Annotated in this window: 21 protein-coding genes and 1 pseudogene; 7 read left to right on the forward strand and 15 right to left on the reverse strand. The window is 70.9% G+C overall.

The annotated features are described in order from the left end of the window. The first annotated feature begins 209 nt into the window (after positions 1–209). On the forward strand, positions 210–1,277 hold the full coding sequence (locus ACZ4S3_RS38940) for a M4 family metallopeptidase (RefSeq protein WP_467943344.1): 1,068 nt from the start codon (positions 210–212) through the stop codon (positions 1,275–1,277). Positions 1,278–1,329: 52 nt separating this feature from the next. Then, on the forward strand, positions 1,330–1,596 hold the full coding sequence (locus ACZ4S3_RS38945) for a protealysin inhibitor emfourin (protein ID WP_467943346.1): 267 nt from the start codon (positions 1,330–1,332) through the stop codon (positions 1,594–1,596). A gap of 42 nt (positions 1,597–1,638) precedes the next feature. On the opposite strand, the gene ACZ4S3_RS38950 is transcribed toward ACZ4S3_RS38945, so the two are convergent. Both ACZ4S3_RS38950 and ACZ4S3_RS38955 read right to left on the reverse strand, forming a co-directional pair. Next, positions 1,639–2,862 (reverse strand): acyltransferase family protein, encoded by a 1,224-nt coding sequence (locus tag ACZ4S3_RS38950; RefSeq protein WP_467943347.1) that lies wholly within the window; start codon positions 2,860–2,862, stop codon positions 1,639–1,641. A 56-nt stretch (positions 2,863–2,918) separates the two neighbouring features. Next, on the reverse strand, positions 2,919–3,593 hold the full coding sequence (locus tag ACZ4S3_RS38955) for a TetR/AcrR family transcriptional regulator (RefSeq protein WP_467943349.1): 675 nt from the start codon (positions 3,591–3,593) through the stop codon (positions 2,919–2,921). Between the two features lie 109 nt (positions 3,594–3,702). Here ACZ4S3_RS38955 and ACZ4S3_RS38960 point away from each other — a divergent pair, with 109 nt between their 5' ends. Next, complete coding sequence (locus tag ACZ4S3_RS38960) at positions 3,703–5,073, forward strand: GH1 family beta-glucosidase (protein WP_467943350.1); 1,371 nt, start codon at positions 3,703–3,705, stop codon at positions 5,071–5,073. Then, positions 5,070–6,329 (forward strand): MFS transporter, encoded by a 1,260-nt coding sequence (locus ACZ4S3_RS38965; RefSeq protein ID WP_467943352.1) that lies wholly within the window; start codon positions 5,070–5,072, stop codon positions 6,327–6,329. The genes ACZ4S3_RS38960 and ACZ4S3_RS38965 overlap by 4 nt, the downstream gene beginning before the upstream one ends. Positions 6,330–6,527: 198 nt before the next feature. Here the strand turns inward: ACZ4S3_RS38965 and era are convergent, their stop codons facing one another. From era to ACZ4S3_RS39000, 7 genes are all read right to left on the reverse strand, one after another. After that, entirely contained in the window at positions 6,528–7,466 is a 939-nt protein-coding gene (gene era / locus ACZ4S3_RS38970; protein ID WP_467943354.1) for a GTPase Era, read from the reverse strand. A 49-nt stretch (positions 7,467–7,515) separates the two neighbouring features. Further along, complete coding sequence (locus tag ACZ4S3_RS38975) at positions 7,516–7,881, reverse strand: cytidine deaminase (RefSeq protein WP_467943355.1); 366 nt, start codon at positions 7,879–7,881, stop codon at positions 7,516–7,518. A 43-nt stretch (positions 7,882–7,924) separates the two neighbouring features. Then, positions 7,925–8,758 carry a helix-turn-helix transcriptional regulator gene (locus tag ACZ4S3_RS38980; RefSeq protein WP_467943378.1) on the reverse strand — a complete coding sequence of 278 codons (834 nt, stop codon included), beginning with the start codon at positions 8,756–8,758 and terminating at the stop codon, positions 7,925–7,927. 610 nt (positions 8,759–9,368) lie between these two features. Continuing rightward, positions 9,369–10,700, reverse strand: coding sequence for a hemolysin family protein (locus ACZ4S3_RS38985; protein WP_467943356.1), 1,332 nt, complete (start codon positions 10,698–10,700; stop codon positions 9,369–9,371). Between the two features lie 13 nt (positions 10,701–10,713). Next, positions 10,714–11,211, reverse strand: coding sequence for an rRNA maturation RNase YbeY (ybeY, locus tag ACZ4S3_RS38990; protein ID WP_467943358.1), 498 nt, complete (start codon positions 11,209–11,211; stop codon positions 10,714–10,716). 51 nt (positions 11,212–11,262) lie between these two features. Then, positions 11,263–12,276: a PhoH family protein gene (locus tag ACZ4S3_RS38995; protein ID WP_467943360.1), complete on the reverse strand. Its 1,014-nt coding sequence runs from the start codon at positions 12,274–12,276 to the stop codon at positions 11,263–11,265. Positions 12,277–12,451: 175 nt separating this feature from the next. Next, positions 12,452–13,600 carry a carbohydrate kinase family protein gene (locus tag ACZ4S3_RS39000; protein WP_467943362.1) on the reverse strand — a complete coding sequence of 383 codons (1,149 nt, stop codon included), beginning with the start codon at positions 13,598–13,600 and terminating at the stop codon, positions 12,452–12,454. A gap of 66 nt (positions 13,601–13,666) precedes the next feature. On the opposite strand from ACZ4S3_RS39000, the gene ACZ4S3_RS39005 reads away from it, so the two are divergent. Beyond that, complete coding sequence (locus tag ACZ4S3_RS39005) at positions 13,667–15,007, forward strand: 6-phospho-beta-glucosidase (RefSeq protein ID WP_467943364.1); 1,341 nt, start codon at positions 13,667–13,669, stop codon at positions 15,005–15,007. Between the two features lie 262 nt (positions 15,008–15,269). On the opposite strand, the gene ACZ4S3_RS39010 is transcribed toward ACZ4S3_RS39005, so the two are convergent. From ACZ4S3_RS39010 to ACZ4S3_RS39020, 3 genes are all read right to left on the reverse strand, one after another. Then, positions 15,270–15,899: an MBL fold metallo-hydrolase gene (locus ACZ4S3_RS39010; RefSeq protein WP_467943366.1), complete on the reverse strand. Its 630-nt coding sequence runs from the start codon at positions 15,897–15,899 to the stop codon at positions 15,270–15,272. Further along, complete coding sequence (locus tag ACZ4S3_RS39015; protein ID WP_467943368.1) at positions 15,899–16,984, reverse strand: S-(hydroxymethyl)mycothiol dehydrogenase; 1,086 nt, start codon at positions 16,982–16,984, stop codon at positions 15,899–15,901. Before ACZ4S3_RS39015 ends, ACZ4S3_RS39010 begins: the two co-directional genes overlap by 1 nt. A gap of 170 nt (positions 16,985–17,154) precedes the next feature. Beyond that, on the reverse strand, positions 17,155–18,450 hold the full coding sequence (locus ACZ4S3_RS39020; RefSeq protein WP_467943369.1) for a glucarate dehydratase family protein: 1,296 nt from the start codon (positions 18,448–18,450) through the stop codon (positions 17,155–17,157). 220 nt (positions 18,451–18,670) lie between these two features. Here ACZ4S3_RS39020 and ACZ4S3_RS39025 point away from each other — a divergent pair, with 220 nt between their 5' ends. Continuing rightward, positions 18,671–19,483: an HAD family acid phosphatase gene (locus ACZ4S3_RS39025; protein ID WP_467943370.1), complete on the forward strand. Its 813-nt coding sequence runs from the start codon at positions 18,671–18,673 to the stop codon at positions 19,481–19,483. Between the two features lie 35 nt (positions 19,484–19,518). On the opposite strand, the gene ACZ4S3_RS39030 is transcribed toward ACZ4S3_RS39025, so the two are convergent. Together ACZ4S3_RS39030 and ACZ4S3_RS39035 are read right to left on the reverse strand one after the other, a co-directional pair. Beyond that, positions 19,519–20,424, reverse strand: a complete 906-nt coding sequence (locus tag ACZ4S3_RS39030; RefSeq protein ID WP_467943371.1) for a ribonuclease Z — start codon at positions 20,422–20,424, stop codon at positions 19,519–19,521. 6 nt (positions 20,425–20,430) lie between these two features. Beyond that, positions 20,431–20,790 carry a histidine triad nucleotide-binding protein gene (locus tag ACZ4S3_RS39035; protein WP_467943372.1) on the reverse strand — a complete coding sequence of 120 codons (360 nt, stop codon included), beginning with the start codon at positions 20,788–20,790 and terminating at the stop codon, positions 20,431–20,433. 171 nt (positions 20,791–20,961) lie between these two features. Between ACZ4S3_RS39035 and ACZ4S3_RS39040 the strand changes: the two genes are divergently transcribed. Then, positions 20,962–21,390, forward strand: coding sequence for an OsmC family peroxiredoxin (locus tag ACZ4S3_RS39040; protein ID WP_467943374.1), 429 nt, complete (start codon positions 20,962–20,964; stop codon positions 21,388–21,390). Between the two features lie 130 nt (positions 21,391–21,520). Here the strand turns inward: ACZ4S3_RS39040 and ACZ4S3_RS39045 are convergent. After that, positions 21,521–21,604, reverse strand: a pseudogene (locus ACZ4S3_RS39045) (TetR/AcrR family transcriptional regulator); the annotation flags it as partial.

Below are 21,604 nucleotides of genomic sequence, written 5' to 3' on the forward strand. Positions count from 1 at the left end.
ACTACAGGCCCTCGCCGCGGCAGCTAAGGAGAAGCAGCCCGAAACGCATGATGCTCAGCAGCGTAACCGAGGATCGCGGTGACCGGTCGTCGCGTATCAGTATGCGGGACCGGAGGGGCGTAACGGGTGAAGTGCGACGAACCACACGTTTTCAGGAATCTTCGCGGCGGGGAGTGACACCCGGGTTACAGGGTGCCACCGTTTTGTTCATGGACCTCACTCACATGGACCGCACCCAGATGCCCGCCAACCCGGTCTTCTGCACCATCGTCCCGCCGCACATCCTCAGCAATCTCGCCGAGTCGCACGAGCACGCCCGCCGCACCCTGGAGCACGACGGCACCCAGCGCGCCCGGCGCCGCGAATTCGTCGCCCGCGGCCTGACCCCCGGCGAGCCCGGCGCGGCCGCCACCAAGCCGCACCGCACCATCTACGACGCCGGCCACCAGGAGACCGTGCCCGGCACCAAGGTCCACGCGGAGTCCGACGGCCCCGCCAAGGACGTCTCCGTCAACCGCGCGCACGCCGGCCTCGGCGCCACCTTCGAGCTCTATCTGAAGGTCTACGGCCGCAAGTCCATCGACGGCGCCGGCCTGCCGCTGGACGCCACCATCCACTACGGCCAGAAGTACGACAACGCCTTCTGGGACGGCGAGCGGATGGTCTTCGGCGACGGCGACGGCGACCTCTTCCTGGACTTCACCATCCCGGTCGATGTCATCGGCCACGAGCTCACCCACGGCGTCACCCAGTACACCGCCAACCTCGACTACCAGGGCCAGTCCGGGGCGCTCAACGAATCCGTCTCGGACGTCTTCGGCTCCCTGATCAAGCAGTACGCGCTCGGCCAGAGCACCGACCAGGCCGACTGGCTGATCGGCTCCGGCCTCCTGGGCCCGAATGTCACCGGCAAGGCGCTGCGCTCCATGAAGGCGCCGGGAACCGCGTACGACGACGATGTGCTCGGCAAGGACCCGCAGCCCGCGACGATGAAGGGCTACGTCGACACGGCCGACGACAACGGCGGGGTGCACCTCAACTCCGGCATCCCCAACCACGCCTTCTACCTGGCCGCCACCGCGCTGGGCGGCAAGGCCTGGGAGAAGGCGGGACAGGTCTGGTACGACGTGCTGACCGGCGGTGATCTCGCCAAGGACGCGCAGTTCGCCGACTTCGCCGCGCTCACCGTCGCCGCCGCCCGCGCCCGCTTCGGCGCCGGCGGCGAGCACGAGGCCATGATCAAGGCGTGGACCCAGGTGGGCGTGACCGCCAGGTAGGCAAGCGGCGGACAGGGGCAATCCCCGGCGCGCTGCGGGGTAGGAGGCCACCATGCGTATTGAGATCCGACGCACGGGTGGCTTCGCGGGCATCGAGCGCCGCGCCGAGGTCGACACCTCGGGGCGGCCCGATGCCGGCGAGTGGCAGACCCTGGCCGAACAGTCCCTCTCCGACGCCCGTGACACGCCCCCCACCGGTGTCCCGGACGGCTTCCGCTATCAGCTCACCGTCGACGGGCGGACGGTGTACTGCGCCGACCCCCGGCTGACGGATGAGCAGCGGAAGCTGATCACGTGGGTGATGAAGGAGGGGGCGTAGGCGAGGGCCGGTTCCGGCGGGGGGGCCTCCGGGCGGGCGGCGTTACAGCACGCGGTCGGCCCGGGGAAGGGACCGTACGGCGTAGGCGACGGCCCAGCACAGTGGCAGGGCCAGGGCGGCGACCAGCGCGAACTTGGCGGCCGCCGGTGCGTGCAGCCAGCGGAAGGCGAAGCCGAGGCCGACGAGCACCGGCGCATGGATGAGATAGACGGCGAAGGCGTGGCGGGAGAGGAACGCGGCGGTGGGCCCCTGCCGGTTGAGGCGTTCACGGAAGAGGACGGTCAGGCCGAGGACGATCCCGACGGCGAACGTCGACAGCCACGCGGCCGCGGCCAGCGACTGCCACGTACCGTTCCCGTCGAGTGTGCCGTCCTTCGCGGTCAGGACGACGGGAAGGTAGGCGAGCGTCGCGGCGCCGGCGACGCCGAAGCCGACGCGGCCCGCGACACGGGAGAGGGACTGCGGCCAGCCGTGGCGGTGGGCGAGCACGCCGAGGACGAAGAAGCTCGCGTACTGCGGCAGGTAGCTGGGGGTGGGCAGGCCGAGGACGGGGAGGTAGCTTCCGTCCGGTACGAGGAAGCGCCACAGGTACGTGGCGAGGGCAAGCGCGAGGGTGAAGACCACGATGGCGAGCGGCCGCAGTGGCTTCAGCGGCCGCTGGTGCCGAGCCGCCCGCGCCGCCTCGTGGCCTGCCGCTGCGGCGGAGCCGGGGAGGCGGCGGGCACCACGGCGGCGGACCAGGGCGTAGAGCGCGGCGAACACGAGGAGCACCTCGACGAACCACATCGGGCCCGCGTCCCAGCTCAGTACGTAGTACAGCCAGTAGGGCAGGGATTCGCCGCGCTCGGCGAGGGTGGCCTGCAGGTCGGCGTAGCCGCTGAAGCTCGTCAGGGGACGTATCAGCAGGAGGAAGGCGAGCAGCGGAATACCGAGCCGCTTGAGGCGGTCCCGGACGAACGGCCGCGCGCCCTTGCGGTCATAGGAGGCCGGCGTGAAATACCCGGCGATCATGAAGAAGAAGCCCATGAAGAACGCCTGGTTGAACATGACGAAGACGTCCAGGATCAGCCCGGAGCCGTCCTTGGCGGGCTCGGTGTAGTACCAGGCGGGGATGTTGCCGTAGGTGACGGCGGTGTGGTGCAGGACCACGAGAGCCGTCAGCGCGATGCGCAGATTGTCGACATAGAGCAGCCGGGCCCGGCCCGGCCTCGTGGTGGCCGGTTCGAACTCGGTCCGTAGGGCCGTGTCGTGCGGTTCGTCCGTCATGAAATGCTCCCCCGTTCAGTGCAGTTCAGTTCACTGCTGTGTAGGTGCTGTGCAGTTCAGCGCCGGGTCCCGCCCTCCGCGCGGGTGGCGTGCTCGAAGAGGTCGGCGAGTTCGCGGGCGTAGGCCGCCAGGTCGTGCTCGGGATGGGCGCTCCAGTACGCGAACATGTTGTCGATCCCGGCCTGGAGGCTGACGGCCATGACGCGGACGTCGAACGCGCGGAACTCACCGCTTTTCCGGCCCTCCAGAAAGGCCTTCTCCAGCTCGACGTAGAGCACTTCGCTTGACGCGACGCCGTAGCGCGGGGCCCCGTCAGCGGTGCGGAAGTGGCTGAAGATCTCGCCGAGCGCGGCCAGCTGGCTGCGGTGGCCGTGCATGTACTCGGCGACCGACTCGATATAGACGCGCAGCCACGCGGTCGTCCCGGCGTGCGCCTCCAGCCGGGCCCCGACGAAGTCGCCGATGTCCCCGTAGACCTGGTCGACGAGCCGCTCGATCAACTCGCCCTTGCCTGCGAAGTGGTACGAGATCACGCCCTTGCTGATCCCCGCCCGCTCGGCGATCTGCGCCAGCGAAGCCTTCGCGAACCCCAGTGCCGCGATGGTCTCGACGGCGGCGTCGATGATCTGGGCGCGGCGCGCCTTCTCGATGAACGAGCGTTCCGGCTCGGGTGAGGCCGGTCCGCTCTTCTCGACGCCGTCCTGACCATCGGGATCATTTTTTGACCGCATGGCCAAAATATTAGGCGGGCGGTCAGCCGCTGTCCAGCGCGCCACCCTCAACTGCCGCGCCGGCCCGACCTCTTGACGCTGTTACCGGCGGTAAACGAGGATCCGGCGCATGACATCCGAGCCGGCGTCGCCACTCCCCCGCTTCCCCCGCGACTTCCTGTGGGGCGTGTCGACCTCCGCCGCGCAGATCGAGGGCGCGGTGGCGGAGGACGGGCGAGGGCGGTCCGCCTGGGATGCCTTCATGGCGCAGGCCGGGCGGATCAAGGACGGGACCGACGCCCGGATCACCACCGACCACTACCACCGCTACCGCGAGGACGTCGCGCTGCTGAAAGAGCTCGGCGCCGGCGCGTACCGCTTCTCGGTGGCCTGGCCGCGGGTGGTGCCGGACGGGAGCGGGGCGGTCAACACGGCCGGGCTGGACTTCTACGACCGGCTGGTGGACGCACTGCTGGCGGCCGGGATCCAGCCCGTACCGACGCTGTTCCACTGGGACACCCCGCAGGCCCTGGAAGAGGGCGGCGGCTGGCTCGTACGCGAGACCGCCGCGCACTTCGCGGCGTACGCGGACGCGGTGGCGGCGCGGCTCGGGGACCGGGTGGAGCGCTGGATCACACTCAACGAACCCGCCGAACTCACCTTGCTGGGTTACGGGTTGGGCCAGCACGCCCCCGGCCGCACACTGCTCTTCGACGCGCTGCCGGCGGCCCACCACCAGCTGCTCGGCCACGGCCTGGCCGTCCAGGCGCTGCGCGCCCGCGGCGCCACCAGCATCGGCATCGCCAACTCCCACGGCCCGACCTGGGCGGCGTCGGAGTCCGAGGCGGACACCGGCGCCGCCGACTTCTACGACCTGCTCCTGAACCGGCTGTTCGCCGACCCGGTCCTGCTGGGCCGTTACCCGGACGAGGGGCTTGCGGCGCTGCTGCCGGGCCCGGTCGCCGACGACCTGAAGATCATCTCCGAGCCGCTGGACTGGTACGGGATCAACTACTACCAGCCCACCCTGGTCGGCGCCCCGCAGCCGGACGCGGCCGCCCCCGCCGACTTCGCCGGAATCGCACTGCCCCCCGAACTCCCCTTCTCCCCCCGGGAGATCGAGGGCTACCCCCGTACCGACTTCGGCTGGCCGGTGGTCCCCCACGCCCTCACCGAACTGCTCCTCTCCTTCCGCGAGCGCTACGGCGCGCAGCTGCCGCCGGTCGTGATCACGGAGAACGGCTGCTCCTACGACGGCATCGAGGACACCGACCGGATCGCCTTCCTGGACGGGCATCTGCGGGCGCTGCACGAGGCGATGGCCGCCGGGGCCGACGTCCGCGGCTATTTCGTCTGGTCGCTGATGGACAACTTCGAATGGGCGGAGGGCTACGCCCGGCGCTTCGGCCTCGTGCACATCGACTACGCAACGCTCGCCCGCACGCCGAAGGCGTCCTACCGCTGGCTGCGGGACGCGCTGCGGGCCCAGGCCCGGGAGTGAGTGTTCCCCCGGCCCCCTCGGCTCCCTCGCCCCTGGCTGAACCGGCCGAACGGGTCGGCCCCGGCTGGACGGCGTCCCTCTCGCTGGCGAACGGCGCGATCTGGGTCGGCTGGTACGGCCCGATACAGATCCTGCTCGCCCTGCAGGCCGCCGCACTCGCGCCGCCCGGCACCTCCAAGGAATCGGTGCTGGCGTGGGTGACCGGCCTGGGCGCCGCGGTCTCGCTGATCTCCAACCCGCTCTTCGGCGCCCTCTCGGACCGTACGACCTCGCGCTACGGGCGGCGTACGCCCTGGATCCTGGCCGGGGTGCTGGGCGGGGCGGCGGCGCTGGCGCTGCTCGCCGGGGCCCGTACGGTCCCCGTGATGGCGCTCGGCTGGTGCCTGGTCCAGCTGACCCTCAACGCGGCGTTCGCGGCGGTGACCGCGGCCGTCCCGGACCGCGTCCCGCACCTCCAGCGCGGCGCGGTGGGCGGCTGGCTGGGCGCGGCGCAGGTCCTTGGGGTACTCGTCGGGACGGGCCTGGCCACGCTCGGCGGCGGGATCGTCGCGGGCTATGCGGCCTGCGCCGCCTTCACCGTGCTGGCCACCTTGCCGTATGTGCTGCTGCACCGGGATCCCGTACTGCCGGCCGGCGAGCGCCCACCGTTCGCCTGGCGGGACTTCCTCGCCGGGTTCTGGATCAGTCCCCGCCGCCATCCCGACCTGGGCTGGGCCTGGCTGACCCGTTTTCTGATCAACCTGGGCAACGCGCTGGCGCTGCTCTATCTCCTGTACTACCTGCGGGATGTCGTGCACCGTCCCGACCCCGACGGCGGGGTGCTGGTGCTGACCGCGGTCAACGGCGCGACCCTGCTGGCCACCGTCGTGGTCGGCGGGATCTGGTCGGACCGGGCCGGGCGCCGGAAGCCGTTCGTGCTGTGGGCCGGCGTGATCATGGCGGCGGCCACCGCGCTGCTCGCCGTCTGGCAGACCTGGCCGGGGGCCCTGTGCGCCGCCGCGCTGCTGGGGATCGGCTTCGGCGTCTTCCAGTCCGTCGACTTCGCCCTGATGACGGATGTGCTCCCGGCCGCCGCCCACCGGGGCAAAGACCTCGGCGTGATCAACATCGCCAATTCCCTGCCCCAGATGGCCGCCCCGGCCCTGGCCGCACCGCTCGTCAACCACCTCGGCGGCTACCGGGTGCTGTACGTCGTGGCGGCGGCGATCGGACTGGTGGGGGCGCTGCTGGTGCGGCGGATTCGCGGGGTGGCCTGAGCCCTTAGCCCTGAGCCCTTAGGGCTTGGGCGAACAGATCCCGTAGGGGATGCGAGCGCCCCCTTCGGGGCCACAACGTGGTGGGCGGGGCGCGGTATTCCCGTGGCTCACCGCGTGATCAAGACACGGGACGAGTCACGGGACCGAGTCACGGGACGAGTCACAGAGTTCGGACGCGACGCTCGCCGGGACCGCCCCCTAGAACCCGAGCTTCCGCAGCTGCTTGGGATCCCGCTGCCAGTCCTTGGCGACCTTGACGTGCAGGTCCAGGAAGACCGGCGTGCCGAGCAGCGCCTCGATGTGCTTGCGGGACTTCGTCCCGACCTCCTTGAGGCGCTTGCCCTTGGGGCCGATGATGATGCCCTTCTGGCTGGGCCGCTCGATGTAGACATTCGCGTGGATGTCGAGGAGCGGCTTGTCGGCCGGGCGGTCCTCGCGGGGCAGCATCTCCTCCACCACGACGGCGATGGAGTGCGGCAGCTCGTCCCGTACGCCCTCCAGCGCGGCCTCGCGGATCAGCTCGGCGACCATGACCTGCTCGGGCTCGTCGGTGAGGTCGCCCTCCGGGTAGAGCGGCGGGCTCTCCGGGAGGAGGGGCACCAGGAGGTCGGCGAGGAGGGACACCTGCTGGTCGCCGACGGCCGACACCGGAATGATCTCGGCCCACTCGATGCCGAGCTCCCTGCCGAGCTGGTCGATGGCGATCAGCTGGGCGGCCAGCGCCTTGGAGTCGACCAGGTCGGTCTTGGTGACGATGGCGACCTTGGGCGTCTTCTTGATGCCGGCCAGCTCGGTGGCGATATAGCGGTCACCGGGGCCGAGCTTCTGGTCGGCCGGCAGGCAGAAGCCGATGACGTCGACCTCGGACCAGGTGGCCCGTACGACGTCGTTCAGGCGCTCACCCAGCAGCGTGCGCGGCTTGTGCAGGCCGGGGGTGTCCACGAGGACCAGCTGGGCCTCGGGGCGGTGCACAATGCCGCGCACGGTGTGGCGGGTGGTCTGCGGCCGGTTGGAGGTGATGGCCACCTTCGTGCCGACGAGAGCGTTCGTGAGGGTGGACTTGCCCGCGTTCGGGCGGCCGACGAAGCAGGCGAAGCCCGCGCGGTGCGGGGCGGAGGAGTCTGTACGAACGCTCATGGCGCCCATTCTCCCCGATCGCCGGGGCCGCGCCGACCATCGCGCGGGCTCAGGCCCCCGGGCCGCCCGCCGGCACGGTGCTGCGCAGCGCGCCGTCCAGGCCCGCGACCAGCACCGGCGTCTCGGGCCCGCCGAGATCCCGTACGGCCGCACGGTCCGCATCCGCGGCTTGCTCGGCCTCGGTGACCACGGCCGCGGCCTCCAGGGACGTGGCCCCGCTGGCGACGGCCATCGCCACGGCCGTCTGCAGCGCGCTGAGCCGCAACGAGTCCAGTGCGACGGTCCCGGCGACATAGGTACGGCCGGTCTCATCACGTACGGCGGCACCCTCGGGCACACCGTTACGGGCCCGCGCCGAACGCGCGAGCGTGATGATCTTGCGGTCTTCGGGGTCCAGCGGTGCGGAGTCGGTCATACCGGCGAGCATATGCGCCACCCCCAAGGCGGCCGTACGGGGATCACCCGGCGACCGAGGACATCCCGCCGCGCCGGCCCTCCGGCGAGGTCAGCCACTCCAGCTTCGCCGCGGTGTCCGTGCCGGGGCGCGGGTTGTGCAGCACGATGTTCAGGTCGGGGCGGACCGGAATCTGCAGCTGGGTGGTCTCGAAGAGCAGGGCGCCGACCAGCGGGTGGTCCAGTTCCTTGTGGAGCTGGCCGCCGTCGGCCACATCGCCGAGCGACCAGAGCGCGACGAACTCCTCACTGGCCGCGGTGACCTCCCGGATGACCTCGGCGAACCCTTCGTCGCCGGGGCGCGCCGAGCACGCGGCGCGGTACTGCGCGACGACCATGGGGGCGTTCGCCTCCCAACTGGCCGCACGCGCGCGGTAGACGGGGTCGGTGAAGAACGCGATCAGGCAGTTCAGCGAGACGCCGGGCCGGCCGTGGCCCAGGACCAGCTGCGCCGCCTCGTTGTAGGCGATGGTGTTCCAGTACGGGTCCATGATGTGCGCCGGGAACGGCATCCAGGCGTCGATCAGCCGCTGCAGGCCCGCGCAGACGTCGGTGACGCCCAGCTCCGGGTCCTCCGAGCCCAGTCGCGGCGGTGGGTTCAGCCCGGCCAGGACATACAGATGGCGCCGCTCGGCGCCGCTCAGGCGCAGCACCCGGGCGACCGCGTCCAGCACCTGCGGCGAGACGGTGATGTCGCGGCCCTGCTCGAGCCACTGGTACCAGGAGGCGCCGACGCCGGCGAGGACGGCGACCTCCTCGCGGCGCAGTCCGGGTGTACGGCGCCGGCCGCCGTCGGGCAGGCCCGCCTCGGCCGGGGTCACCCGGGCCCGGCGGCTCATCAGGAACTCCCGCAGCTCCTGACGGCGGCGCGAGGTGTCACGGGTGGTGGTGGATTCCGGCAGGGCCACGGGCTCCCCCTGTCTGCGTGGCTGGTGGTCCGGACACCACGATAAGTGCCCGCTCCGCACCACGTATGCCGCGGCCGCAGGCTCTTGGCATGCGGGCTGAAGACGGCGGTTGCCCCGCTCCCCTGCGCCGGGGCAACCGACCCTTCAGCCGGCAGCGGCCGTCAGACGGCGCTGCCGCAGTTCACGATGAGGGAGGAAGCGGTGCCCTTGCCGGAATCCTTACCGACCGATTCCGGTCGGCGTTCCCGTCGGCTTTCCACCGCGGCACGGCGTGCACGCATTCCCGGTAATTTCCCTCTCGCACTTCACGGTTGGCGCGTTATCGGCAACCGGCCCGAGCGATCTTTCCATGGTCGTCACGAGGGAATCCAGCGTCCCGAAACATGGAATGCAGAAAAGTTGCGATGCACTCGGGATCAGTAGCGGAGAAGAGGAAATGCAGTGGAGAGAGGGAGGGAGGGAAGGAAGGAAGGAAGAAGGGGAAGGAAGAGGGGGGGAAAGGCGGGCTCGGCGGGTGTTACGCCGGGCCCGCGGCGCCGGGTCAGTTATCGGAACGCTGCGCGTCGGCTCCGTTGCCGCCCTCCGAGCGGACCGGTTCGCACAGCACCGTAATGATCTTGTTGCGGCGGCCGGCCGGGGATTCCGCGGTCAGCCGCAGCGCCTTGAGCCCCGGGTCGTGGGCGTCGTAGGAGAGATCGACCTCGGCCGTGGCGCCCGCGATGGGCACCCGCCCCAGGAGCTTGGCGAGCAGCCCGCCGACCGTCTCGACGTCCTCGTCGTCCAGCTCGGCCAGGCCGTAGAGCTCGCCGAGCGCGCCGATGTCCAGCCGGGCGGTGACGCGGTAGCGGCCGTCGCCGAGGTCCTGGACGGGCGGCAGCTCGCGGTCGTATTCGTCGGTGATCTCGCCGACGATCTCCTCCAGAATGTCCTCGATGGTGATGATGCCGGCCGTGCCGCCGTACTCGTCGATCACCACCGCGACGTGGTTGCGGTCCTGCTGCATTTCCCGCAGCAGATCACCGGCGTTCTTGGTGTCGGGAACGAAGACGGCGGGCCGTATCGCCGACGACACCAGTTCGGTCTCCGCGTCCCGGCTGATGTGCACCTTGCGGGCCAGATCCTTGAGGTAGACGATGCCGACGACATCGTCCTCGTTCTCGCCGGTCACCGGGATACGGGAGAAGCCGGAGCGCAGCGCGAGGGTCAGTGCCTGGCGGATGGTCTTGAACCGCTCGACGGACACCAGGTCCGTCCGCGGCACCATCACCTCCCTGACGAGGGTGTCGCCGAGCTGGAAGACGGAGTGCACCATACGGCGCTCCTCGTCCTCGATCAGCGACTCCTTCTCGGCGAGGTCGACCAGGGAGCGCAGCTCGGCCTCGGAGGCGAACGGGCCCTTGCGGAAGCCCTTTCCGGGGGTGAGGGCGTTGCCGATGAGGATCAGGAGCTGCGGGATGGGGCCCATGATGCGGGCCAGCGGCAGCAGGACGTAGGCGGCGGCGGTCGCGGTGTTGAGCGGGTGCTGGCGGCCGATGGTGCGCGGGGAGACGCCGACGGCGACATAGGAGACCAGCACCATCACGGCGATGGCGACGGTCAGCGCCTGCCAGGTCCTGTCGAAGGAGCGCAGGCAGGCGTAGGTGACGAGGACGCCGGCGGCCATCTCGCAGCCGACCCGCACCAGGAGCGCGACATTGAGATAGCGGGTGGGGTCGGCGGCGACCGCGGCGAGCTTGGCGCTGCCACGGCGGCCGGAGCGGACGGCCTCCTCGGCGCGGAAGCTCGTCGTACGGGCCAGGCCCGCCTCGGCGCAGGCCGCCAGCCAGGCGACCACGACGAGGAGGACCGCGACCGCGATCAGCTGGGTGGTCATCGGGGCGCCCCGGTCAGGACACGGTGGGGGCCGGTGAAGGGCCGGTCAGGCCCCGCTCGGCCCGCCAGCCGTCGATGATCGCCGCCTGCAGGCCGAACATCTCGGCCTTCTCGTCCGGCTCCTCGTGGTCGTAGCCCAGCAGGTGCAGCACGCCGTGGACGGTCAGCAGCTGGAGCTCCTCGTCCATGCTGTGGCCGGTCGGGGCGTCCTCGCCCTGCTTCTTGGCGACCTCGGGGCACAGCACGATGTCACCGAGGAGCCCCTGCGGGGGCTCCTCGTCGTCCTTGGCCGGCGGACGCAGCTCGTCCATCGGGAAGGACATGACATCGGTCGGACCCGGCAGATCCATCCACTGGATGTGGAGCTGCTCCATGGCCTCGGCGTCCACGACGATGACGGACAGCTCGGAGAGCGGGTGGATACGCATCCGGGCGATGGCATAGCGGGCGACGTCCAGGACGGCCTGCTCGTCGATGTCCGTTCCGGACTCGTTGTTGACGTCGATCGACATGGGAGGGGTTTCGTCTCGCTTCTGGTTGCTCGGCGGTCGTACGACGGTGGCTTACCGGCCGTTGTTGCCGTTGCGGCTGTCGTACTTCTCGTATGCGTCGACGATACGGCCCACGAGCTTGTGCCGGACCACGTCCTTGCTGGTGAGGAGGGAGAAATGCACGTCGTCGACGCCCTCCAGGATCTCCCTGACCTGGCGCAGGCCGCTCTTCGTGCCGCCCGGGAGGTCGACCTGGGTGACGTCACCGGTGATGACTATCTTCGATTCGAAGCCGAGGCGGGTGAGGAACATCTTCATCTGCTCGGGATTGGTGTTCTGCGCCTCGTCGAGAATGATGAAGGCGTCATTAAGGGTCCGACCGCGCATATAGGCCAGCGGCGCCACCTCGATCGTGCCCGCGGCCATCAGGCGCGGAATGGAGTCGGGGTCGAGCATGTCGTGCAGCGCGTCGTAGAGCGGGCGCAAATATGGGTCGATCTTCTCGTAGAGGGTGCCGGGCAGGAAGCCCAGCCGCTCGCCGGCCTCGACCGCGGGGCGGGTCAGGATGATGCGGTTGACCTGCTTGGCCTGCAGCGCCTGGACGGCCTTGGCCATCGCCAGATACGTCTTGCCGGTGCCGGCCGGGCCGATGCCGAAGACGATGGTGTGCTTGTCGATGGCGTCGACATAGTGCTTCTGGTTGAGGGTCTTGGGCCGGATCGTGCGGCCGCGGTTGGAGAGGATGTTCTGGGTCAGCACCTCGGCGGGTGTCTCGCTCACCGCGCCCTCGCCGTCCTCCGCCGCGCGCAGCATGGCGATGGAGCGTTCCACTGCGTCCTCCGTCATCGGTTGTCCGGTGCGGAGCACCAGCATCATCTCGTCGAACAGGCGCTGGACAAGGGCGACTTCCCGGGCGTCGCCGACAGCACTGACTTCGTTGCCCCGGACATGGATGTCGGTCGCCGGGAAGGCCTTTTCGATCACCCGCAGCAGCGAGTCTCCGGATCCCAGGACCGTCACCATCGGGTGCTTGGCCGGGACGGTGAACTGGGCGCTCGCCTGCGGTTGCGTGGGTGTCTGCGTCATGGGCCGGCTCGGTAGCCTGCTCAACCCCCATCCTTTGCTCATCAAGACAAGAGATCTTGCTGCCCGTGAAGAGGTACCGGAGACCGGACTCTCCTTGGGATACAAGAGTACGACGGGGCACTGACAAGCCCGAAGGCTTTTCCGGGGAAGGGGGCCGGTACGGGCCCTGGGACGCTCAGGCCGGGCGCCGGAAGCCGATCGTGGGGACGGCGCGGGCCAGCGGCGCGGGCCGGTAGGCGGCGGGCAGTACGTCGTCCAGGAAGGCGTACTGGCGGCGCAGCGCGCCCGGCGCCCCCGCCTCGCACATCCGCACCTGCTGCCACCAGGCCGCGATCTCGGCCCAGCCGGGCGCGGAGAGCGAGCCGCCGAATTCCTGCACGGACAGGGCGGCGCTCAGGCCCGCGAAGGCCAGCCGGTCGGTGAGCGGCCAGTCGGCGAGGGTGCCGGTGACGAACCCGGCGACGAAGACATCGCCCGCACCCGTCGGGTCCAGCGCCTCCACGGCGATCGCGGGCACCTCGGCGGTCTCCCCGGTCCGCGCGTCCGCGGCGCAGGCACCCTCCGCGCCCATGGTGACCACCGCGAGCGGGACCCGTTCGGCCAGCTTGCGGGCGGCGGCGCGCGGGCAGTCGGTGCGGGTGTAGCGCATCGCCTCCCCGGCGTTGGGCAAAAAGGCCTCGCAGTGTTCGAGGTCGGCGAGGTCGGCCGGGTCCCAGCGGCCGCTGTCGTCCCAGCCCACATCCGCGAAGATCCGGCTGCCGCGGCCGGCCGCGCAGCCCAGCCAGCCCTCCCGCCGGCCGGGCACCAGCGAGGCGACGCAGGCGCGGGACGGCGGCGGGCAGCCCGGTGCGTGCGCCCCGTCGAAGGCGGACTCCGGCGGCGGCGCCTCATGGCCGTGGCTGACCATCGTGCGCTCGCCCTCGTACGCCATGGAGACCGTCACCGGGGAGTGCCAGCCGGGGACCGTACGTGACATGGCCAGGTCGATGCCCTCGCCCTGGGAGAGCGCCTCCCAGCAGTACTCGCCGTACATGTCGTCGCCGAAGGCCGCGGCCAGAGAGGTGCGCAGGCCGAGCCGGGCGAGCGCGGTGGCCATGTTGGCGACGCCGCCGGGGCTGGAGCCCATGCCACGGGCCCAGGACTCGGTGCCGCGGACCGGCGCGGAATCCAGGCCGGTGAAGATGATGTCCAGGAAGACCGTGCCGGTCAGATAGACGTCGGTGCGCGGATCGCCTTCGTGCCGCACCTCGGCCAGCGGGTCGAGGGCCGTCGGCACGGCGGCCGGGCCCGCAGGCGGTTGGACATCGCGTCGGCCACTGCTCACCGCGCTCGCCCCTCTCGTATCGGCACGTGCCGCCAGTCTGCCCGATGCTGCGGTACGTTCCGCCTCATGAGGCTCACGATTCTCGGCGGCGGCGGTTTCCGGGTGCCGCTGGTCCACCGCGCGCTGCTGGACGACCCGGCGCGCTCCGTCTCCGAGCTCACGCTGTACGACACCGACGCGCGCCGGGTGGGAGTGATCGCCGACGTCCTGGCGCGGCAGGCGCAGGGTCACCTTGAGCCGGTGACCGTACGCGTCGTGAACGACCTGGACAAGGCCCTGGCCGGCGCCGACTTCGTCTTCTCCGCGATACGCGTGGGCGGTACGGCGGGCCGGGTACGCGATGAACGCATCCCCCTGTCCGAGGGCGTGCTGGGCCAGGAGACGGTCGGCGCGGGCGGCGTCCTGTACGGCCTGCGGACCATCCCGGTGGCGCTGCACATCGCCGAACGGGTCGCCGCGCTCGCCCCCGGGGCCTGGGTCATCAACTTCACCAACCCCGCGGGCATGGTCACCGAGGCGATGTCGCAGGTGCTGGGCGACCGCGTCATCGGCATCTGCGACTCACCGGTGGGCCTGGTGCGCCGGGCGGCCCGCGCGGCCGGCGCGGACCCGGCGGCGATCGGGGACCCGGGCCGGGCGGCGTACGACTATGTGGGTCTCAACCACCTCGGCTGGCTGCGGTCGTTGACGGTCGACGGCACCGAACTGCTGCCCCGGCTCCTCGCCGACGAGGCCGCGCTCGGCTCCTTCGAGGAGGGCCGGCTGTTCGGCGCCGACTGGCTGCGCACCCTGGGCGCGCTGCCCAACGAGTACCTGCACTACTACTACTTCCGCCGCGAGACCCTGCGCTCCCTACAGGACACCAAGGAGACCCGCGGCGAGTTCCTCGACCACCAGCAGGGCGGCTTCTTCGAGCGGGCCGCGGCGGCGGGCGGCCCGCAGGCGGCGTACGAGCTGTGGGAGCGGACCCGGCTGCAGCGCGAGGAGACGTATATGGCGCACAGCCGGGAGGCGAGCGGTGGCTGGCAGCGCGACAGCCACGACCTGGAGGGGGGCGGCTACGACCGGGTCGCGCTGGCCCTGATGCACGCCATCGCGGGCAACCGCGGCACCCGGCTGATCCTCAATGTCCGCAACGGTTCGACGGTGCCGCAGCTGGCGCCGGACGCGATCGTGGAGACGGTGTGCGAGGTGACGTCCAAGGGCGCCCGCCCGCTGCCCTGCGCGCCGCTGCGTGAGGACCAGTTGGGGCTGATGCTGCAGGTCAAGGCGGTGGAGCGGGCGACGGTGGAGGCCGCCACGTTCAAGGACCGGGGCGCGGCGCTGCGGGCGCTGGCGCTGCATCCCCTGGTGGACTCCCCCGCGGTGGCCGCCCGCATCCTGGAGCGGGCGGCCGGCGAGGGGTGAGGTGCGGGTGGCGGCCGGGGAGGGGTGTGGGTTCCGGTCAGCGGCCGGGCAGGGGTGTGGGTTCCGGTCGGCAGCCGCGGCTGGCGTGCAGGTGGCGGCCGGGGCGGCAGCATTTCGTCCGTCCCGTCAACCACGTGGCGAACGACGGGAGTTGACCCAGCCGAGGCAGCCGGGCGAGCCACGGGAATACCACCCCGCCCCCACCACGTTGTGGCCCCGCAGGGGGCGCGTGCAACCCCTACGGGATCTGTTCGCCCACCCCCTAGTGGCCCCGCTCGATCCACTCCTCCAGGTGCGGGGCCTCGTCCCCGATGGTCGTCGTATCGCCGTGGCCGGGGCGGACCACGGTCTCCGACGGCAGGGCGAGCAGCCGGTCCCGGATCGAGTCGATGATCGTCGGGAAGTCCGAGAAGGACCGCCCGGTGGCGCCGGGGCCGCCCTGGAAGAGGGTGTCACCGGTGAAGACCGTGCCCAGTTCGGGTGCGTGCAGGCAGACCGCGCCGGGTGCGTGGCCCGGGGTGTGCAGCACGGTCAGATCCGTACCGGCGATGGTCAGCACCTGCCCGTCGGCCAGGTACCCGTCCGGGGCGGAGTCGGGGTGGGTCTGTTTCCACAGCGGCAGGTCGTCGGGGTGCAGGTGGATCAGGGCGCCGGTACGGGCGGCCAGCGCCGGGGCGGCGTCGATGTGGTCGTTGTGCGCGTGGGTGCAGATGATGGCGCGCAGCGTCCGGCCGCCGAGCGCGTCCAGGATGGCCTGGGCATCGTGGGCGGCGTCGATGACGACCGCCTCGACGTCATCACCCACGATCCATACGTTGTTGTCGACGTCCCAGGTGCCGCCGTCGAGCGAGAAGGTCCCCGAAGTGACGAGGTGATCGATACGGGGCGCCATCAGAGCGTCACCACCGAGCGCAGGACGTCGCCCGCCTGCATCCGCTCGAAGGCTTCCTCGACGCCGTCGATGCCGATCGTCTCGCTCACGAACGCCGACAGGTCGATCCGCCCCTGCTGATGCAGATCGATCAGCATCGGGAAGTCGCGGGAGGGCAGGCAGTCGCCGTACCAGGAGGACTTGAGGGCGCCACCGCGGCCGAACACCTCCAGCAGCGGAAGTTCCAGGGTCATGTCCGGGGTGGGGACACCTACCAGGACCAGGGTCCCGGCGAGGTCCCGGGCGTAGAACGCCTGCTTGTACGTCTCCGGGCGCCCCACCGCCTCGATCACCACATCCGCGCCGAAGCCGCCGGTCAGCTCGCGAATCGCCTCAACCGGGTCAGCGGAACGGGAGTTGACGGTGTGGGTGGCCCCCATCGAGCGGGCCCACCCCAGCTTCCGCTCGTCGACATCCACCGCGATGATCTTGGACGCTCCGGCCAGCCGCGCGCCCGCGACGGCGGCATCCCCCACACCGCCGCAGCCGATGACCGCGACCGAATCGCCGCGTCCCACGCCACCGGTGTTGATGGCCGCGCCGATGCCGGCCATCACCCCGCAGCCCAGCAGCCCGGCGACGGCCGGCGAGACCTCGGGGTCGACCTTGGTGCACTGCCCGGCGGCCACCAGCGTCTTGTCGGCGAACGCCCCGATGCCCAGCGCCGGGCTCAGCTCGGTGCCGTCCTTCAGGGTCATCTTCTGCCGCGCGTTGTGCGTGTCGAAGCAGTACTGCGGACGCCCGCGCCGGCACGCCCGGCACGCCCCGCACACCGCCCGCCAGTTGAGGACGACGAAGTCCCCCGGTTCCACGTCCGTCACACCGGTCCCGACCGACTCCACCACACCGGCTGCCTCATGTCCCAGCAGAAACGGGAACTCGTCGTTGATCCCGCCCTGTTTGTAGTGCAGATCGGTGTGGCACACCCCGCACGCCTGGATCTTCACCACGGCCTCACCGGGGCCGGGGTCCGGCACCAGAATCGTCTCCAGCCGGACGGGTTCGTTCTTCCCCGGCGCAATGACGCCGCGCACTTCCTGTGCCATGGAACAGCCCCTTTCAAAGATCACCTACGGGACCACTGTGGCGCACCGCCACTGAGCCGTGCCACACCGTACGCGGATGGGGTGCGGTTGGAGGGGATTAGCCGCATCGTGCGCACCGTCGTCACCACGGAGCCGGCATGGGTGCTACGGAGGGGGCCAGGCGAGAGGCGTCACCACCGGGGTACGGCCGGCGTGACCCACTGCGGATTCGCCACCCGCATCGCGGCGGCATCGTCGCGGGAACGGTAGGTGCCGTCGTCGTCCAGCCAGCGGCGGTGCAGGGCGGCGAGCCGGTCGTGGTCGAGCGCGATGCCCAGGCCCGGGGTGTCGCTGACCTCCAGGCAGCCGTCGCGGAAGGTGAGGCGTTCGGTGAGCACGTCCTCGGCCTGCCAGGGGTAGTGGCTGTCGCAGGCGTAGCCGAGGTGGGGGACGGTCGCCGCGACGTGGGTCATGGCGGCGAGGCTGATGCCCAGGTGGGTGTTGGAGTGCATGGACAGGCCGACGCCGAAGGTCCGGCAGACGGCGGCGAGTTCGCGGGTGTTGCGCAGGCCGCCCCAGTAGTGGTGGTCGGAGAGGACGACCTGGACGGCGCCGCGGGTGAATGCCTCGGGGATCTCGTCGAAGGTCGTCACACACATATTGGTCGCCAGGGGGAGATCCGTGCCGGCGGCCACCTCCGCCATCCGTGCGGTGCCGCTGGCCGGGTCCTCGAGGTATTCGAGGACGTCCCGCAGCTCGTGCGCCACCCGGAGCGATGTCTCCACGCTCCAGGCGCCGTTGGGATCGATGCGGAGCGGGTGGCCGGGGAATGCGGCGGCGAGCGCCTTGATCGCCGCGACCTCCTGTGCGGGCTCGAAGACGCCGCCCTTGAGCTTGAAGGACGTGAAGCCGTAGGTGTCGGCGAACCGGCGGGCCTGGGCGACGACGCCGGCCGGGTCGAGCGCGGCGCCCCAGTCGTCCGGTTCGCCGCGGCCGCCCGGATGGGCGTCCCACCGGTAGAAGAGGTAGGCGCCGTAGGCGACGCGGTCGCGGACCTTGCCGCCGAGCAGGGCGTGTACGGGCAGTCCGGTGGCGCGTCCCCAGGCGTCGAGGCAGGCCACCTCGAAGCCCGAAAGCACCGACAGGCGCAGTTTGTCGGCGGTCTGTACGCCGCGCAGTCCGCCGACGTCGATGGCGTCGGCGCCGGTCGCGGCGGGCGAGTCGCCGCACACCTGGGCGGCGAGCGCGAACAGTCCGTTCAGGTCCGTGACCGAACGGTCGATGAGGGCGGTGGCCAACGGGCGGGCCAGATCGAGGTACTTGATGTCGCCGTAGGTCTCGCCGAGCCCGGTGGCGCCGCCCGCCGTCATCACCTCGATGATCAGCCGGGGGGTGTACGGCTGGTGTACGCCCTGGGTGTTGAGCAGGGGCGGATCGGCCACCAGGATCGGGGTGAGCCGGACCTCGGTGATGGCGAGACTGTCCATGCGGGGTGACTCCTGCGCTGTCGAGGGTCGTTTTCATATGTGGGTGACGTCCGCATATGAGGTCGGAGGGTAAGGAGCCCGCGCCACGACCGTCAACACCCCCTGCTGCGCGAGGCTTTACCAACCGTTGAATCTTCGCGCGTAGATACAGAATTGGCGGCTCTGTTAGATCTACCTGAGTGTCAACTGAGCCTGCTCATGTCATCTGAAGGAGCCGCGCATGCCCCGTCCCGCCCTCTCCCGTCGCGCCCGCCTCGGCGCCGCGACGGTCGCCGCCCTCGTCGCCGGTACGGCCGTCTTCGGCATCGGCCAGGCGACCGCCGAGCACTCGGTCCCGCGCACCGACAAGGAGATCCCCAACCTCACGCAGGTGCAGGACCAGATCAAGGCGTACTACGGCGACACCGTGACCGGCGACGGCCGGCACTACGCCTCGCCCCACAGCAATTACGCACGTCAGGTCCGCGGCATCGAGGCGAAGGCCCGCACCTATCTGGCCAGGGCGCTCGCAAAGCCCGCCGCCCGCTCCGGCGCGCACGCCAAGCCCGCCAAGCCCGCCATCGTCCTGGACATGGACGACACCACCCTGCTCACGTACAACTACGAACTCCAGGTGGGCTTCCACTTCACCCCGGAGAGCCAGGACGCCTACCTCGCCACCACCGACATGGACCCGGTCTTCGGCATGAACCGGCTCGTCAACTGGGCGCACGACAAGGGTGCCGAGGTCTTCTTCCTCACCGGCCGCAAGGAGGCGCAGCGCGAGTGGAGCGTGCGCAACCTCAAGAACGTCGGCTACGGGGTGCCCCTGGACCGCAGCCACGTCTATCTGAAGAACAAGGAGAACCCGCCCCCGTACCTGCCGTGCGGCGCGGACTGCACAACGATCGAGTACAAGTCGGGTACCCGTAAGCACATCGAGTCGCTCGGCTACGACATCGTCGCCAACTTCGGGGACCAGTACAGCGATCTGCAGGGCGGCGCCGGGGACCGGACGTTCAAGCTGCCGAACCCGATGTACTACCTGCCGTAGGCGGCCGGGGCCGGGGGCCGGGGAGGCCGGTACCCCTAGCGCCTCTTGGGGAGCGGCACGCGCATCAGGTCCTGGGCGACGGTGAGTTCACCGGTGAACCCCGCTGCGCGTGCCTGCCGCTCGAACTCCTCAGGGTCGGAGTAGCGCTGCGAGAAATGGGTCAGGACGAGATGGCGTACGCCCGTCTCGACGGCCACTCCGGCGGCCTGCCCGGCCGTCAAATGGCCATGTTCCACGGCCAGTTGGAGGTCTTCGTCCAGGAACGTCGACTCGATGACGAGCATGTCCGCGTCCGCCGCGAGCGCGTACACGCCCTCGCACAGCCGGGTGTCCATCACGAAGGCGAACTTCTGGCCGGCGCGTAGCTCGCTGACCTCGTCGAGGCGGACGCCGTTCAGCTCGCCGGTGCGCTGCAGCCGGCCGATGTCGGGCCCGGCGATGCCGTGGGCGGCCAGCCGGTCGGGCAGCATCCGGCGGGCGTCCGGCTCCACCAGGCGGTAGCCGTACGACTCGACCGGGTGCGAGAGTTTGCGGGCCTCCAGGACGTACGACTTCGAGCGGTCCAGTTCGCCGTCGCCCGCCACCGGGCGCTGCTTGAGCCGGACCGTCTCGCGGTAGGCGGTGGCATAGCGCAGCCGGTCGAAGAAGTGCTCCCCGCTGGCCGGATAATGGGCGGTGATCGGGTGCGGCACCCGGTCCAGATTGATCCGCTGGATCACGCCGGCCAGGCCCAGCGAGTGGTCGCCGTGGAAATGCGTGACGCAGATCCGGTTGAGGTCATGTGCGGCGACCCCGGCGCGCAGCATCTGACGCTGGGTGCCCTCGCCGGGGTCGAAGAGCAGTCCCTGGCCGTCCCACCGCAGCAGATAGCCGTTGTGGTTGCGGTGCCGGGTGGGAACCTGGCTGGCGGTGCCGAGGACGACCAGTTCGCGTACGGACACGGCCGATTACCCGGGGGGCCACTGGAGGCCGCGGCCACCGAGGACGTGCAGGTGGGCGTGGAAGACGGTCTGGCCCGCGCCGGCGCCGGTGTTGAAGACGACCCGGTAGCCCCGGTCCTCGATCTTCTCCTCGGCGGCGACCTCGCGGGACTCGCGCAGTATGTCGGCGATGATCTGCGGTTCGGCGCCGGCGAGGGTGGCCGCGTCCGGGTAGTGGACCTTGGGGATCACCAGGATGTGGGTCGGGGCCTGGGGGTTGATGTCGCGGAAGGCGACGGTGGTCTCGGTCTCCCGGACGATGGTCGCCGGCACCTCCCCCGCCACGATCTTGCAGAACAGGCAGTCGGCCTGCGGTTCTCCCGCCACCGGTGGGCTCCTTACGGTTGCGCGGCATGCGCCGTACGCACGCGCCGTACGCACGGTGCGTACGGCCTCGGATGCTACCGGGCCGCGGCCCGATCACCCGGTCGCGGGGCCCGCGGATCACTAAGCTGGCACGGCAGACCGCTTATCGCCCACTACCGGGAGTTATCCACCATGGCAACCACGCGCACCTCCACCACGCATTGGGAAGGCAACCTCCTGGAGGGCAAGGGCACCGTCGCCCTGAACTCCTCCAAGGTCGGTACGTACGACGTGACCTGGGCCGCCCGCTCGGCGGAGCCCAACGGCGTCACCAGCCCCGAGGAGCTGATCGCGGCGGCCCACTCCGCCTGCTTCTCCATGGCGTTCTCGCACGGCCTGGCGGGCCAGGGCCACACCGTCGCCTCGCTCGACACCCAGGCCGACGTCACCTTCCAGCCGGGCGAGGGCATCACCTCCATCGTGCTGACCGTCAAGGCCGCCGTGCCCGGCCTGTCCGAGGAGGACTTCCAGGCGGCCGCCCAGGACGCCAAGGCCAACTGCCCGGTGAGCCAGGCGCTGGCGGGGGTCAAGGACATCCGCCTCCAGGCCGAGCTGATCTGACACCTCACCAGGTGAGGTGAACGGCTGAGGAGAACGGCGGTGGGGGGGGGGGGGGGGGGGGGGGGGGGGGGGGCGCCCCCCGGGGGGGGGGGGGGGGGGGGGGGGGGGGGGGGGGGGCCAGGCCCCCAGGTCAGCCGCTCACGCCGCGCAGGACCATCCCCACAGCCGCCTCCGTGATCTCGTCCGGGTTTTCCGCGGCGCCGAGTTCGATGCG

This window comes from Streptomyces sp. NPDC028368 (assembly GCF_055565615.1).

Coding starts and splice junctions, on each gene's coding strand:
- ACZ4S3_RS38940 (WP_467943344.1), top strand. CDS start 210: ATGGACCTCACTCACATGGACCGCACCCAGATGCCCGCCAACCCGGTC.
- ACZ4S3_RS38945 (WP_467943346.1), top strand. CDS start 1,330: ATGCGTATTGAGATCCGACGCACGGGTGGCTTCGCGGGCATCGAGCGC.
- ACZ4S3_RS38950 (WP_467943347.1), bottom strand. CDS start 2,862: ATGACGGACGAACCGCACGACACGGCCCTACGGACCGAGTTCGAACCG.
- ACZ4S3_RS38955 (WP_467943349.1), bottom strand. CDS start 3,593: ATGCGGTCAAAAAATGATCCCGATGGTCAGGACGGCGTCGAGAAGAGC.
- ACZ4S3_RS38960 (WP_467943350.1), top strand. CDS start 3,703: ATGACATCCGAGCCGGCGTCGCCACTCCCCCGCTTCCCCCGCGACTTC.
- era (WP_467943354.1), bottom strand. CDS start 7,466: ATGAGCGTTCGTACAGACTCCTCCGCCCCGCACCGCGCGGGCTTCGCC.
- ACZ4S3_RS38975 (WP_467943355.1), bottom strand. CDS start 7,881: ATGACCGACTCCGCACCGCTGGACCCCGAAGACCGCAAGATCATCACG.
- ACZ4S3_RS38980 (WP_467943378.1), bottom strand. CDS start 8,758: ATGAGCCGCCGGGCCCGGGTGACCCCGGCCGAGGCGGGCCTGCCCGAC.
- ACZ4S3_RS38985 (WP_467943356.1), bottom strand. CDS start 10,700: ATGACCACCCAGCTGATCGCGGTCGCGGTCCTCCTCGTCGTGGTCGCC.
- ybeY (WP_467943358.1), bottom strand. CDS start 11,211: ATGTCGATCGACGTCAACAACGAGTCCGGAACGGACATCGACGAGCAG.
- ACZ4S3_RS38995 (WP_467943360.1), bottom strand. CDS start 12,276: ATGACGCAGACACCCACGCAACCGCAGGCGAGCGCCCAGTTCACCGTC.
- ACZ4S3_RS39005 (WP_467943364.1), top strand. CDS start 13,667: ATGAGGCTCACGATTCTCGGCGGCGGCGGTTTCCGGGTGCCGCTGGTC.
- ACZ4S3_RS39010 (WP_467943366.1), bottom strand. CDS start 15,899: ATGGCGCCCCGTATCGATCACCTCGTCACTTCGGGGACCTTCTCGCTC.
- ACZ4S3_RS39015 (WP_467943368.1), bottom strand. CDS start 16,984: ATGGCACAGGAAGTGCGCGGCGTCATTGCGCCGGGGAAGAACGAACCC.
- ACZ4S3_RS39020 (WP_467943369.1), bottom strand. CDS start 18,450: ATGGACAGTCTCGCCATCACCGAGGTCCGGCTCACCCCGATCCTGGTG.
- ACZ4S3_RS39025 (WP_467943370.1), top strand. CDS start 18,671: ATGCCCCGTCCCGCCCTCTCCCGTCGCGCCCGCCTCGGCGCCGCGACG.
- ACZ4S3_RS39040 (WP_467943374.1), top strand. CDS start 20,962: ATGGCAACCACGCGCACCTCCACCACGCATTGGGAAGGCAACCTCCTG.